This window comes from Mesorhizobium ventifaucium, from assembly GCF_935822925.1.
Classification (GTDB): Bacteria; Pseudomonadota; Alphaproteobacteria; order Rhizobiales; family Rhizobiaceae; genus Mesorhizobium; species Mesorhizobium ventifaucium.
The window spans coordinates 171,006-183,900 of record NZ_CAKXZS010000023.1 but is presented as its reverse complement, the minus strand read 5'-3'; the positions used below and the strand labels follow the sequence as shown (position 1 = coordinate 183,900).

Below are 12,895 nucleotides of genomic sequence, written 5' to 3'. Positions count from 1 at the left end.
TTTCTGCATGACTATTCAGCAGCCGCGACATGGCGCCGGCTTATCCCGCGCATGAATTCGTCGAGCGCTGCCGCCTGCTCGCGGCTCAGATGCAGGCCGCGCTTGGTCCTGCGCCACAATACATCTTCGGCCGTCACCGCCCATTCATTTTGAACGAGGTAGCGCACCTCGGCCTCGTAGAGATCGGCGCCAAAGTTGCGGCCAAGATCGGCATTCGATCTGGCGAGGCCCAGCAGCATCCTTGCGCGAGTCCCGTAAAGCCGGGTCAGGCGGCGCGCCAGACGCGCATCGAGGAACGGATAGGCCGTTTTCAGTTTCGCCACTTCGGCGTCGAAGCCGCTCGCCGGGAAATCGCCGCCCGGCAGCGGCGCGTTTGCCGTCCACGGCTTGCCGCGCTTGCCGAGAAAACCCTCGATTTTCTCGAGCATCGATTCCGACAGCCGGCGATAGGTGGTGATCTTGCCGCCGAAGGTGTTGATGATCGGCGCCGTGCCATCGCCGCCGTCGGTCTTCAGCACATAATCGCGGGTCGCTTCCTGGGCCTTCGAGGCGCCGTCGTCATAAAGCGGGCGCACGGCGGAATAGGTCCAGACGATGTCGGAGCGCTTGACCGGTTGCGCGAAATATTCACTCGCCGCAGCACAGAGGTAATCGATCTCGGCATCGCTGATCTTCACGTCGTGCGGGTCGCCGGAAAAGTCCTGGTCGGTGGTGCCGATCAGCGTGAACTCTTCCTCGTAGGGGATGGCAAAGATGATGCGGCCATCCTTGTTCTGAAAGAAATAGGCACGCGGATCGTCGAATTTCTTGCTGATGACGATATGGCTCCCCTGTACCAGCCGGACATTGTGCACGTCGTTCAAGCCGACGGTAGCCGACAGCACGTGATCGACCCATGGGCCGGCGGCGTTGACCAAAAGCCGCGCCTTGACCTCCTCGGTGTCGCCGGTCCGCGTGTTTTCCAGCCTGACCGTCCAAAACTCGCCTTCACGGCGTGCGCCGGCGACTTTCGTGCGGGTTCGGATCGTTGCGCCGCGATCGGCGGCGTCGCGGGCGTTCAACGCCACCAGCCGTGCATCGTTGACCCAGCCGTCCGAATACTCGAAGGCCTTGCGAAACAACGGCTTCAGCGGCTTGCCGGCTGGGTCGTTTGCCATATCCAGCGTCTTGGTCGCCGGCAGCAATTTGCGCCCGCCAATGTGGTCGTAAAGGAAAAGGCCGAGCCTGATCAGCCAGGCCGGGCGCAGGCCCTTGGCATAGGGCAGCACGAAGCGCATCGGCCAGATGATGTGCGGCGCGTTCTTCCAGAGGATCTCGCGCTCCATCAGCGCCTCGCGCACCAGGCGGAACTCATAGAACTCCAGATAGCGCAAGCCGCCATGGATCAGTTTGGTCGAGCCCGAGGACGTGCCGCTGGCCAGATCGTTCATCTCGGCAAGGAAGACTGAGAAGCCGCGCCCAACCGCATCGCGGGCAATGCCGCAGCCGTTGATACCGCCACCGATGACGAAGATGTCATGGATCGGGGGTGCGCTCACAAAAAGTCCTCCCGGATTTCGCATTGCAGCATTTTTAGGCTTTGAGAAACCTTGTCGGGATTATTTCGAAATAGGAACGAATGTCAAACGAAATATAAACAGCAGGAGTTTCGCTACGGCACCATCAACGGCACCATCTAGGAGAGCGAGGTTTCGATCAGTTGGACCTCTGCTTCCTGGCAGATCTTGCGAACCGACGGGATGTCGCAGCGGTCGGTGATGAAGGTGTTGACCTGCGATAGGTGGCCGATGCGAACCGGCGCCGTCCGCTCGAACTTGGTCTGGTCGGAAACGAGGATGACATGCCGGGCATTCGCGATGATCGCCTGCGCCACCTTCACTTCGCGAAAATCGAAATCGAGCAACGCACCGTCATGATCGATCGCCGAGGCGCCGATCACCGCGTAGTCGACTTTGAACTGCCTGATGAAATCGACCGCCGCCTCGCCGACCACACCGCCGTCGGAGCCACGCACGACGCCGCCGGCAATAACGACTTCGATCGAAGGATATATGCGCATCCTGTTGGCAACATTGATATTATTGGTGATGACCATCAGGCCGGCATGATCGAGAAGCGCCTTGCTGACCGACTCCGTCGTGGTGCCGATATTGATGAACAGCGAGGCGTTGTCCGGGATCAGCCTGGCTGCGGCGCGGCCGATCGCCTCCTTCTCGTCGGCGGCGATCTTGCGCCTCGCCTCATATTCCATGTTCTCGATGCCGGACGGGAACAGCGCCCCGCCATGGATTCGGGAAAGCAGTCGCTGGTCGCACAGATCGTTAAGGTCCTTGCGGATGGTCTGCGGCGTCACGTTGAAATGCGTTGCCAGATCGTCGACCAGCACGCGGCCATTGTCCTTGGCCATCTGGATGATTTCGGCATGACGCGGCGACAGATACATTGGGGAAGCTCCCGTTTTCGTTTTTTTTGTCTATAGCGGAAAACGAAAGTGATGAAAAGGCGTAAGCCGGCTAATGAAATTACATGCGTCCAAGGACAAACCTCGACGCAACTTTGCCGGCCAATTTCAGGCCAGCCTGCGGGCGATTTCGGTGATGACCATGAACGCCGTGTCGACATCCGCCGCCGTCGTCTCGAACTGACCGACCTGAAAGCGGATCGCGACCTGCCCGTCCACCCGTGTCTGCGTCAGGTAGATGCGGCCATCATCGTTGATCGCGTTGACCAACCGTAGGTTGTGTTGGTTCGATTCGGTGCCGGCCACCAAATGCCGGAACGAGAACAGCGACAGCATCGGCTCCGAGACGATCTCGAAATCCGGTTCCTTGGCCAGCCGCTCGGCCAGCCCTTCGCTCCAGGCGACATGGTTGCGAATCATGGTCCGCAGATTTTCCAGTCCGTGGGCGCGCAGCAGGAACCAGAGTTTTAGTGCGCGAAAGCGCCGCCCGAGCGGCACCGACCATTCGGAATAGTTGATGATGCCGTCGCGCCCATGCGTCTTTAGGTAATCCGGTTTTATGGCCAGCGTCCGCACCAGGTCGTCCGGCCGGCGGATGAACTGCATCGAGCAGTCGAACTGCGCGCCCAGCCATTTGTGCGGGTTGAAGACAATGGAATCCGCCTGCTCCACGCCCGCCCAGAAATGCCGGTATTCCGGACATATCATCGCCGATCCGGCCCAGGCGGCATCGACATGCAGATAGAGGCCGTGCCGCCTTGCCACAGCGGCAACTTCGGCGATGTCATCGGTGCCGCCGGTGCTGGTGCCGCCGACGCACGCGATGATGCCGGCCGGCAGCATGCCCGCTTGCCGGTCGGCGACGATAGCCGCTTCGAGAGCTGCGACATCCATGGCGCGGAAGCGGCCGGCAACCGGAATGCGCACGAGATTGTCCTCGCCGACGCCCGCCACCCAGATCGCCCGGTCGATGGAGGTGTGGACCTGATCGGAAGAATAGACGCGCAGTATCGGCTGGCCTTGCAGGCCCTTCTTGTTGCCCTGCCAGTCGAGCGCGCGCTCGCGCATGGTCAGCACGGCGGCCAGCGTCGCCGACGATGCCGAATCCTGCATGACGCCGGAAAACCCTTCCGGCAGACGAAGCGCCTGACGCATCCAGTCGACGACGCGCGTCTCGAGTTCGGTCGCTGCCGGCGAAGTTTGCCAGAGCATGCATTGCGCGGCCATCACCGAAACCAGATATTCCGCCAACACCGAGACCGGTGCGGCATTGGCCGGGAAATAGGCGAAGAAGCGCGGATGCTGCCAATGCGTCATGCCCGGCAGGATTTTTCGCTCGAAGTCGGCGAAGATTGCCTGCATCGTTTCGCCATGTTCCGGCGGCGAGACGTCGATGCTTCTAGAGATTTCGCCCGGCTCGACGAGCGGCCGCACCGGTCTTTCGCGAAGTGTGCTCCTGTAGTCGGCACCCCATTCGGCCGCGCGCAGCGACCATTCCCGAAATTCGTTGCTATTCATCTTGCTCTCCGTCGCATCCGGTCCAGCGATCAAAGAGCACGAAAAACGGAGGCTTTCACTCGGGAAAGTCAGGCAGGCTCGCAAAAGCAGCCTTCAGCGCGTTCGACCAGCCGTCCGAAATCGTCCGATAATATTGGTCGTCCTGGGCTATCCGCTTCTTCAGGCTGACCTTGAAGGCATCCTTTTCGTAGAACAGCAGGTCGAGCGGCAGACCGACCGACAGGTTCGATTTCAGTGTCGAGTCGAACGACACCAGCAGCAGTTTCACCGTCTCGGCGAAACTCATCGCCTTTTCATAGGCGCGGATGATGATCGGCTTGCCGTATTTGGTCTCGCCGATCTGGAAAAACGGCGTGTCTTCAGTCGATTCGATGAAATTGCCTTCCGGATAGATCATGAACAGCCGCGGCGCGCTGCCCTTGATCTGGCCGCCGAGGATGAAGGAGGCATTGAAGTAAGAATCGGCCTTTTCGCCCGCCGGCGACGAACTGGCGATGACTTCCTTGACGGTGTCGCCGACCAGCCGCACCGTCTGGTACATGGACGGCGTTTCAAGCAGTGTCGCGTGGCGATCGGCCACCGCCTTGGTGCGTTCGTCGAGCAGACTGACGACAGCTTGCGTCGTCGCCAGATTGCCGGCCGACATCAGCACAATGACGCGCTCGCCCGGCTCCTCCCAGACATGCATCTTCTTGAAGGTCGAGATCGAATCCATGCCGGCATTGGTGCGTGTGTCCGACATGAACACGAGCCCACGATCGATCTTCAAGCCGACGCAATAGGTCATCGAATCCCTTTGGCAGCAAACCTTGCCGGGGATTACTGCTCCACGGTGACGGTCACCGCAAGCTGTTCTTCCGCTTGTCCCAGTCGAATTCCCGATACGGGCGTGGCGTCGCGGTAATCACGGCCGGTTGCCACCTTCACATAGCGTTCGTCGGGGGAAATGCCGTTGGCGACATCGAACGCGACCCAGCCAAGGCCCGCAACATGCGCTTCGGCCCAGGCATGGCTCGCCGCCTGCTCGACCGCCGCATCCATCATCAAATAGCCGCTGACGTAGCGGGCCGGAAACCCCATGGCCCGCGCGGCGGCGGCAAAGATGTGGCTGTGGTCCTGGCAGACGCCGGTCTTGAGCGCCAGCGCGTCCTCGGCCGGGGTCGCTGCGTTGGTGGTGCCCGGCGTATACGCGACGCGTTCGCCGATCACCGCCATCAGCCGGTGCAATCTTTCGATATCGGCCCCCTCGCCGACCGAGGCCGCGAGTTCGCGAATGCCGCCGCCGATCGTGGTCAACGGCGTTTGTTGGGCAAACAGCCACAGCGGCGCGAACCCCTGATGTGGCCCGGAGACGCCTGATGTGTCGCGCGTCACAACCTCGCCCGATGCCTCGACGGTGATGTAATCGCGGTCACCTTCGACGCTCAAAAGCCGCGTGTCGTTGCCGAAATGGTCGGTGAAGCGCACTTCTTCGCGCGCCCCTTCGATCTTCAGCGCCCACGACAAGACGGTCTGCGTCGGTCCGCTGGCTGGAAGCAGCCGCAGCCGCTGCAACAGATAGTGCACCGGCGCGTCGTAGCGGTACTCAGTCCTGTGGGTGATCTTCAGCCGCATTGCTCTCGTCCCCTGAGCAAGATCGTTTCCGGAAATCGGCTTCCACTTTCCGAGATCATGCTCAATAAAACCTGTAGTCCTGCGCGATCTCGTCGCCGAGCCTGATGTTGTCGCGGATGAAATTGGCCAGGAATTCATGCAAGCCGGCGTCGAATATGTCCTTGATCGAGCCGGCGGACAGCATGGCCTGGGTCTTGCCGGCTGTCACATGACAGGCATGGCGCTCGCCATAATCATCGCCCAGGAATTTCAGGTGCTCCGTCAGGAAACGGTAGCAGAAGGTCAGTGAACGGGGCATGCGAACGTTGAGGATCAGATAGTCGGCAATGTTGCTCGGCTTGTAGTCGGCTTCGTAGACCCAGCGATAGGAGCGGTGCGCCGACACCGAGCGCAGGATCGATTCCCACTGGTAGTTGTCGAGCGTGGAGCCGACCCACGAGATCGACGGCAACAGCACGTAGTATTTCACGTCCAGAATACGTGCCGTATTGTCGGCGCGTTCGACATAGGTGCCGAGCTGCGAGAAATCGAAGATCTCGTTGCGCAGCATGGTGCCGTAGAACGCGCCGCGGATCAGCGCCGTTTCGCGCTTGATCGCGTCGAGCACGCTGGGCAGGTCGCGTTCGTCGATCGGCTTGGCCAGCATGCGCTTCAGCGACATCCAGGCCTCGTTGATGCTTTCCCAGGTTTCGCGCGTCAGGGCGGTGCGCACCATGCGGGCATTGTTGCGGGCGGTTTCGATCGACGTCATCGTGCTTGACGGGTTCCCTGTGTCGCGCAGCAGGAAATCGGCAACGTTGGCGGCGGTATAGTCGGAATACTTCTGCGTGAAGGCAGCGTCCGAACCAGCACTGAGCAGCACCGAATTCCACTCTTCGGAAGCGTTCTGGGTTCGGGTCAGCGCCATGCGCAGCCCGGCATCGACCAGCCGCGCCATGTTTTCCGCCCGCTCGATGTAGCGGTTCATCCAGTAGAGTCCGTTGGCGGTGCGGCCGAGAAGCATCTCAATCTGCCTCGATGTCGAGCGAATAGCGAATAGCGAATAGCGAATAGCGGAAAAAAGACTTCATGACTTTTGTTGCAGACTCCTGATCATCGAACGCAATATTGTCCCGATCTCCTCGGTTTGGTTAAGCAACCGACCACCCTCTTTCTCAACCATCAAGCCCACTCTCCCGGACAAGATCAGGTGCGTTTCCAATTCTTTCAGGGAACCTTGAGCAATGCGCAGAAATTGAATGAAGGCTCCCGTATTTTCTCGTCCGTGACCCTCCGCGATGTTTGCTGCGATTGACGCCGCCGAGCGCCTTATCTGAGAGGTCATTCGGTATGCTTCCTTGCTCGGGAACGCTGTCGTCACGGAATAACAATCTACCGCCAATTCGAAGGCTGCCTTCCAAACAATCAGGTCTCTGTAAGAATTGATCGCCGTCGCACACCCCCTATTCGCTACTCGCTATTCCCTACTCGCTACTTCCCAATTCTAATCATCCAGCACCCACGTATCCTTCGTCCCGCCGCCCTGGGACGAATTGACCACAAGCGAGCCTTCCTTCAGCGCCACACGCGTCAGCCCGCCCGGCACGATCTGGATCCGATCAGATACCAGCACGTAGGGCCTGAGATCGACATGGCGCGGCGCCAGCCCTTTGTCGGTCAGGATCGGACAGGTCGACAGCGCCAACGTCGGCTGGGCGATGTAGTTCGACGGTCTTGCCGCGAGTTTCTTGGAAAAATCCTCGCATTCCTTCTTGGTCGCCGCCGGCCCGACCAGCATGCCGTAGCCGCCGGAGCCATGCACCTCCTTCACCACCAGCTCGTCGATATGTTCGAGCACGTATTTCAGGCTGTCCGGCTCCGAGCAACGCCAGGTCGGGATGTTGCCGAGGATCGCCTTGCGGCCGGTGTAGAATTCGACGATCTCGGGCATGTAGGAATAGATCGCCTTGTCGTCGGCGATACCGGTTCCCGGCGCATTGGCGATGGTGATGTTGCCGGCACGGTAGACATCCATGATGCCCGGCACACCCAGTGCCGAGTCCGGGCGGAAGGTCAGCGGATCGAGAAAAGAATCGTCCACCCTTCGATAAAGCACGTCGATCTGCTTGTAGCCTTCGGTCGTGCGCATCGCGACGTGGCCATCGACGACGCGCAGATCCTGCCCCTCGACAAGCTGCACGCCCATCTGGTCGGCAAGGAAGGCATGTTCGAAATAGGCGGAGTTGAAGCTGCCCGGCGTCAGCACGGCAATGGTCGGCGCCCCCTTGGTGCTTTGCGGCCGCACTGCCGCCAGCGACTGGCGCAAGAGCTGCGGATAGTTTTCCACCGGCCTCACCTTGATCTGCTGGAACAGCTCGGGAAAGAGCTGCATCATCGTCTCGCGGTTCTCCAGCATGTAGGAGACGCCGGACGGCGTGCGCGCATTGTCCTCCAGCACGTAGAATTCGTTCTCGCTGATGCGAACGATATCGACGCCGATGATATGGGTGTAGACGCCGGCCGGCGGCCGCACTCCGATCATCTCCGGCAGGAACGCCTCGTTCCTGGCGATCAATTCCTTGGGGATGCGACGGGCGCGCAAAATCTCCTGGCGGTGGTAGATATCGTCGAGAAAGGCGTTCAGCGCCTGGACGCGCTGCTCGATGCCTTGCGTCAGCCGTCGCCATTCATTGCCGGAAATGATGCGCGGAACGATGTCGAACGGGATTAGCCGCTCCGACGCTTCCTGCTCGCCATAAACGGCAAAGGTGATGCCGGTCTTGCGAAAGACGCGTTCGGCATCCTGCATCTTCTCGGTAAGCCTGGCCGGATCCTGCTCCTTCAGCCAGCGATCGTAAGCCGAATACGGTTTTCTCAATCCGGAGACTTCCGGAAGCATTTCGTCGAACGCTGCCAATCGCATACTCCCCTGTCAGGCCATTTCACTGGCGTCACCGGAGAAAATCAAGCGCAATCGGTGATTTGGAGGATGCTGGCGATCAGTATGTCGCGACCTGCCTAAAATTAGGGCAGCGCCGATATGGCTGGGTCAGGCTTTGCCTTGTGCCCGGGCAGGCGGCAGGCGCCGCTCAGAGACTGTTTCGAAATTCGCTCTGGCGAGTCATATGGTGGTGGTTTCGAGGATCGGCGCGCAGCAAACATTAGAGCGCTGCGCGTCCAATTGGACGCGCAAGGACGCTCTAGCACTTTGCACTTGCGCATGATCCTTTTCCGGAAACCGAAATCGGTTTCCGGGGTCATGCGCTGGTCCGTGAGCACCGGAAGCGCAGAAAACGCCATGAGATGGCCGCCAGAGTAGAGTTTCCAAACGGTCTCTCAGAACGCGCGGAAGGTGACGACTGTGAACGTGTCCTTGATGCCTGGAAGAATCTGCACCTTCTCGTTGACGAAGTGGCCGATGTCTTCCTCGTCGTCGACATAGAATTTGGCGAGCAGATCGTAGTCACCGGCTGTCGAGTAGATTTCCGAGGCGATCTCGGCATCGGCCAACGCGCCGGCAACGTCATAGGACTTGCCCAGATCGCACTTTATCTGCACGAAAAATGCCTTCATTGTCCGGTCCTGCTCAAGCTTGCACGCATAGGCCGCCCTTGTGGCAGACTGCCGCCAGGCTTTCAAGCATCAGGACGCGCTCAGGCGGAACCCGACATGGAGGAAGAAGCTTAACTGCAGCCAACCGGCGAATGTTCGCGGGGTGCTGAAACCGTGAAGCTCTGCCAAGCGCATGCTGTGCCTGCGCGCATCCACTTCGCTGAGCACCTGAGGGCTCGATCACATCGCCGGGATATCGCCCCTAGCCCAGCCTTCGGAAATCTCTGCCGCCCGCGCCCCAAAGATACCGGCTTCGATGGCGACACGAATATCCTGCATCAGCCTCTGATAGTAGGAAAGATTGTTCCAGGTCAGAAGCATCGCTCCCAGCGCCTCTTGCGAGCGAACCAGATGGTGCAGGTAGGCGCGTGAATAATCTCTGGCGGCCGGGCAGTCGCTCTCCTCGTCCAGCGGGCGCGGATCGTCGGCATGGCGGGCGTTGCGGAGATTCACCTTGCCGCGCCTTGTATAGGCGAGGCCATGACGGCCGGCGCGTGTCGGCATCACGCAATCGAACATGTCGATGCCGCGCGCCACCGATTTCAATATGTCGTCGGGCGTGCCGACACCCATCAGATAGCGCGGCCTGTCCGCCGGCAGCTCCGGGCAGGTGATGTCGAGCATTTCGAGCATCACCGCTTGCGGCTCGCCGACTGCCAGCCCGCCGATCGCGTAGCCCTTGAGGTGCATCGCTTTCAGCGCCTGCGCCGAGCGCAGCCGCAGGGCCGGTATGTCGCCGCCCTGGACGATGCCGAACATCGCCTTGCCCTGCTGGTCGCCGAACGCCGTCCTGCAACGCTCGGCCCAGCGCAGCGACAGCTCCATCGCCCGCTCGATCTCCTTCTCCATGGCCGGCAGAGCGGTGCATTCGTCGAGCTGCATCTGGATGTCGGCGCCGAGCAGTCCCTGGATTTCGATCGAGCGCTCGGGCGACATCTCATAGGCGGCACCGTCGATATGTGAGCGGAAGGTGACGCCCTTTTCGGTCAGTTTCCTCAGCTTCGACAGCGACATCACCTGGAAGCCGCCGCTGTCGGTCAGGATCGGGTGCGGCCAGCGGGCGAATTCATGCAGACCGCCAAGCCGCGCCACACGCTCGGCGCCCGGCCGCAGCATCAGATGATAGGTGTTGCCAAGGATGATGTCCGAGCCGACGCCGCGCACCTGATCCATATACATGGTCTTGACCGTGCCGCCGGTGCCGACCGGCATAAAGGCCGGCGTGCGGATTTCTCCGCGCGGCATGGTGATGGAGCCGCGCCGCGCTTTGCCGTCGGTCGCTACAACCTTGAAGGTGAACGCTTTAGTCATTGAATTCCTTGTTACCGGGCGCGCGTCCATCGTTCTCCTCCTTGAACAGCAGACTTGCATCTCCGTAGGAGTAGAACCTGTAGCGGTTCTCGATCGCATGCGCATAGGCAGCACGCATCGTTTCCAGACCGCAAAACGCCGAAACCAGCATGAACAGCGTCGAGCGCGGCAGATGGAAATTGGTCATCAGCATGTCGGCGGCCTTGAAGCGATAGCCGGGCGTGATGAAGATATCGGTCGGACCCGACCATCCGGCCAGCGTGCCGTCCTCCCGCGCGGCGCTCTCCAGCAGGCGCAACGATGTCGTGCCGACGGCGATGATGCGCCCGCCACGCGCCTTTGCAGCGTTCAGCGCCTTGGCGGTTTCCGGGCTAACCGAACCGATCTCGGCATGCATCTTGTGATCGGCGGTGTCATCGACCTTCACCGGCAGAAACGTGCCGGCGCCGACATGCAGGGTGACGAAGCGCCGTTCGACGCCCTTGACATCGAGGGCGGCGAAAAGCTCGGGCGTGAAATGCAGGCCGGCAGTGGGTGCCGCGACAGCCCCCTCCTCCCTGGCATATATCGTCTGGTAGTCGCTGCGGTCGCGTTCGTCGTCGTCGCGCTTCGAAGCGATGTAAGGCGGCAGCGGAATGTGGCCGACGGCATGCAGCGCCTCGTCGAGGAACGGACCTGAGAGGTCAAAACCAAGCAAAGCCTCGCCGGCCTCGCCCTTCTCGATTACCGTGGCATCGAGCTGGCCGAGAAAGCAGGAGTTGGCGTCATGGCCGAAATGGATGCGGTCACCGGCGGCGATGCGCTTGCCCGGCCGCATGAAAGCCAGCCAGCGGTCCGGCGCCACCCGCATGTGCAGCGTGGCTTCGATTTGCGCCGCCGCTTCGCCGCGCCGCCTGATGCCCTTCAACTGTGCCGGAATGACCTTGGTGTCGTTGAAGACCAGCACGTCACCGGTCTCGAGCAGCGAGGGCAGCTCGCGCACCGTCCGGTCTTCGAAGCCCTCACCCGGCCTGACAACCAGCATTTTGGCGCTGTCGCGCGGTTCCGCCGGTCGAAGCGCGATGCACTCCTCCGGCAGATCAAAGTCGAAAAGGTCGACGCGCAAGAAAACCCCGCCTCAAGATTCCGGGCAGGTCACCGCCGGCTGCAAACGATCGACTCCGTCGCCAGCGCCGGAGCGGCCGCCGCTGCAAGCATCAGGGTGATAGAAGCGACAGCCCAGGAGGTCATTTCACGTCGGCCGCGACCTTCAGCGACACGATCTTGTCGGGATCCGGCACCGGCTCGCCGCGCTTGATCTTGTCGACATTGTCCATGCCTTCAATGACCTGGCCCCAGACCGTGTATTGGCGGTTGAGGAAGGCGGCATCGTCGAAGCAGATGAAGAATTGCGAGTTGGCCGAGTTCGGGTTCTGCGAGCGCGCCATCGAGCAGGTGCCGCGGCCATGGTTGGCGTTGGAGAACTCCGCCTTCAGGTCGGGCTTGTCGGAGCCGCCGGTGCCGGCGCGCGCCGGTGCGAAAGAGGGCTTGCTGGAATTGCCGAATTTCACGTCGCCGGTCTGCGCCATGAAACCGTCGATGACGCGGTGGAACACCACGCCGTCATAAGCGCCTTCGCGCGCCAGTTCCTTGATGCGGCCGACATGCCCAGGCGCCAGATCGGGAAACAGTTCGATGACGACCTTGCCCTTGGTCGTTTCCATGATGAGCGCGTTCTCGCGGTCCTTGATCTCGGCCATGTCAGAATATCCTTTGAAATAAATGGGTTTACTTGCCGTCGGCGGCGATGCGCACCTTGATCATGCGATCGGGATCGGTGACGACCCCGTTCTGCGCCGCGTCGCCTTTCTTGATCTTGTCCACCAACTCCATGCCGTCCGCGACATTGCCGACGATGGTGTACTGGCCATCGAGCGGCGGCGCCGGTGCGAACATGATGAAGAACTGCGAATTGGCGGAATCCGGGTCCTGCGAGCGGGCCATCCCGACCACGCCACGTTCATAGCGCTCGGTCTTCGAGAATTCGGCCGGCAGGTCGGGAAGATCGGAGCCGCCGGTGCCGACAGCGTCGGCGCTGAAGCCGTTCTTCATGTTGCCGAACTTCACGTCGCCGGTTTGCGCCATGAAGCCGTCGATGACGCGGTGGAAAGCGACGTTGTCATAAGCGCCCTGGCGCACCAGCTTCTTGATCTGCTCGACATGCTTCGGCGCGAGATCGGGCCTGAGCGCGATGGTCACGTCGCCGTCCTTCAGCGTGATGATCATCGTGTTTTCCGGATCGGCGGCGAACGCCGAAACGGATGCGGTCACAAGACCGAAAAGAACGACAAAGCAGGTGGCGAGCCTTTTGAGCTGCATGGATCTTTCTCCCAAAACCTTTGTTTCACGCAGGTCGTTGCC

Annotated in this window: 13 protein-coding genes; all 13 read right to left on the bottom strand. The window is 61.0% G+C overall.

Annotated elements, in window-relative coordinates; translation table 11 throughout:
• Window positions 1-11 precede the first annotated feature (11 nt).
• A complete protein-coding gene (gene glpD / locus NMG70_RS18845) occupies window positions 12-1,562 on the bottom strand; it encodes a glycerol-3-phosphate dehydrogenase (protein WP_254025938.1) in 1,551 nt (516 codons plus the stop codon).
• A 113-nt stretch (window positions 1,563-1,675) separates the two neighbouring features.
• The gene (locus NMG70_RS18840; RefSeq protein WP_254025937.1) at window positions 1,676-2,443 is read right to left on the bottom strand and encodes a DeoR/GlpR family DNA-binding transcription regulator; all 768 of its coding nucleotides are present in this window, start codon (window positions 2,441-2,443) and stop codon (window positions 1,676-1,678) included.
• A gap of 126 nt (window positions 2,444-2,569) precedes the next feature.
• Entirely contained in the window at window positions 2,570-3,979 is a 1,410-nt protein-coding gene (locus tag NMG70_RS18835; RefSeq protein WP_254025936.1) for a pyridoxal phosphate-dependent decarboxylase family protein, read from the bottom strand.
• Window positions 3,980-4,034: 55 nt separating this feature from the next.
• Complete coding sequence (locus tag NMG70_RS18830) at window positions 4,035-4,766, bottom strand: proteasome-type protease (protein WP_077384039.1); 732 nt, start codon at window positions 4,764-4,766, stop codon at window positions 4,035-4,037.
• A gap of 32 nt (window positions 4,767-4,798) precedes the next feature.
• A complete protein-coding gene (locus NMG70_RS18825; RefSeq protein WP_254025935.1) occupies window positions 4,799-5,593 on the bottom strand; it encodes a transglutaminase family protein in 795 nt (264 codons plus the stop codon).
• Between the two features lie 61 nt (window positions 5,594-5,654).
• Window positions 5,655-6,596, bottom strand: a complete 942-nt coding sequence (locus NMG70_RS18820) for an alpha-E domain-containing protein (RefSeq protein ID WP_254025934.1) — start codon at window positions 6,594-6,596, stop codon at window positions 5,655-5,657.
• Between the two features lie 63 nt (window positions 6,597-6,659).
• Entirely contained in the window at window positions 6,660-7,019 is a 360-nt protein-coding gene (locus NMG70_RS18815; protein ID WP_301555169.1) for a four helix bundle protein, read from the bottom strand.
• A 57-nt stretch (window positions 7,020-7,076) separates the two neighbouring features.
• Entirely contained in the window at window positions 7,077-8,489 is a 1,413-nt protein-coding gene (locus NMG70_RS18810; protein ID WP_254025932.1) for a circularly permuted type 2 ATP-grasp protein, read from the bottom strand.
• 419 nt (window positions 8,490-8,908) lie between these two features.
• Window positions 8,909-9,145, bottom strand: a complete 237-nt coding sequence (locus NMG70_RS18805; RefSeq protein ID WP_095492825.1) for an Lrp/AsnC ligand binding domain-containing protein — start codon at window positions 9,143-9,145, stop codon at window positions 8,909-8,911.
• 219 nt (window positions 9,146-9,364) lie between these two features.
• Entirely contained in the window at window positions 9,365-10,495 is a 1,131-nt protein-coding gene (tgt, locus tag NMG70_RS18800) for a tRNA guanosine(34) transglycosylase Tgt (RefSeq protein ID WP_254025931.1), read from the bottom strand.
• A complete protein-coding gene (gene queA, locus NMG70_RS18795) occupies window positions 10,488-11,600 on the bottom strand; it encodes a tRNA preQ1(34) S-adenosylmethionine ribosyltransferase-isomerase QueA (RefSeq protein ID WP_254025930.1) in 1,113 nt (370 codons plus the stop codon). Before queA ends, tgt begins: the two co-directional genes overlap by 8 nt.
• Window positions 11,601-11,721: 121 nt before the next feature.
• Window positions 11,722-12,234 (bottom strand): peptidylprolyl isomerase, encoded by a 513-nt coding sequence (locus NMG70_RS18790; protein WP_091593716.1) that lies wholly within the window; start codon window positions 12,232-12,234, stop codon window positions 11,722-11,724.
• Window positions 12,235-12,262: 28 nt separating this feature from the next.
• Complete coding sequence (locus NMG70_RS18785; protein WP_254025929.1) at window positions 12,263-12,853, bottom strand: peptidylprolyl isomerase; 591 nt, start codon at window positions 12,851-12,853, stop codon at window positions 12,263-12,265.
• Between the last annotated feature and the right edge of the window lie 42 nt (window positions 12,854-12,895).

Bases quoted from the DNA above. Each gene is read 5' to 3' on its own strand.
- glpD (WP_254025938.1), bottom strand. From the start codon at position 1,562: ATGCGAAATCCGGGAGGACTTTTTGTGAGCGCACCCCCGATCCATGAC.
- NMG70_RS18840 (WP_254025937.1), bottom strand. From the start codon at position 2,443: ATGTATCTGTCGCCGCGTCATGCCGAAATCATCCAGATGGCCAAGGAC.
- NMG70_RS18835 (WP_254025936.1), bottom strand. From the start codon at position 3,979: ATGAATAGCAACGAATTTCGGGAATGGTCGCTGCGCGCGGCCGAATGG.
- NMG70_RS18830 (WP_077384039.1), bottom strand. From the start codon at position 4,766: ATGACCTATTGCGTCGGCTTGAAGATCGATCGTGGGCTCGTGTTCATG.
- NMG70_RS18825 (WP_254025935.1), bottom strand. From the start codon at position 5,593: ATGCGGCTGAAGATCACCCACAGGACTGAGTACCGCTACGACGCGCCG.
- NMG70_RS18820 (WP_254025934.1), bottom strand. From the start codon at position 6,596: ATGCTTCTCGGCCGCACCGCCAACGGACTCTACTGGATGAACCGCTAC.
- NMG70_RS18805 (WP_095492825.1), bottom strand. From the start codon at position 9,145: ATGAAGGCATTTTTCGTGCAGATAAAGTGCGATCTGGGCAAGTCCTAT.
- tgt (WP_254025931.1), bottom strand. From the start codon at position 10,495: ATGACTAAAGCGTTCACCTTCAAGGTTGTAGCGACCGACGGCAAAGCG.
- NMG70_RS18790 (WP_091593716.1), bottom strand. From the start codon at position 12,234: ATGGCCGAGATCAAGGACCGCGAGAACGCGCTCATCATGGAAACGACC.
- NMG70_RS18785 (WP_254025929.1), bottom strand. From the start codon at position 12,853: ATGCAGCTCAAAAGGCTCGCCACCTGCTTTGTCGTTCTTTTCGGTCTT.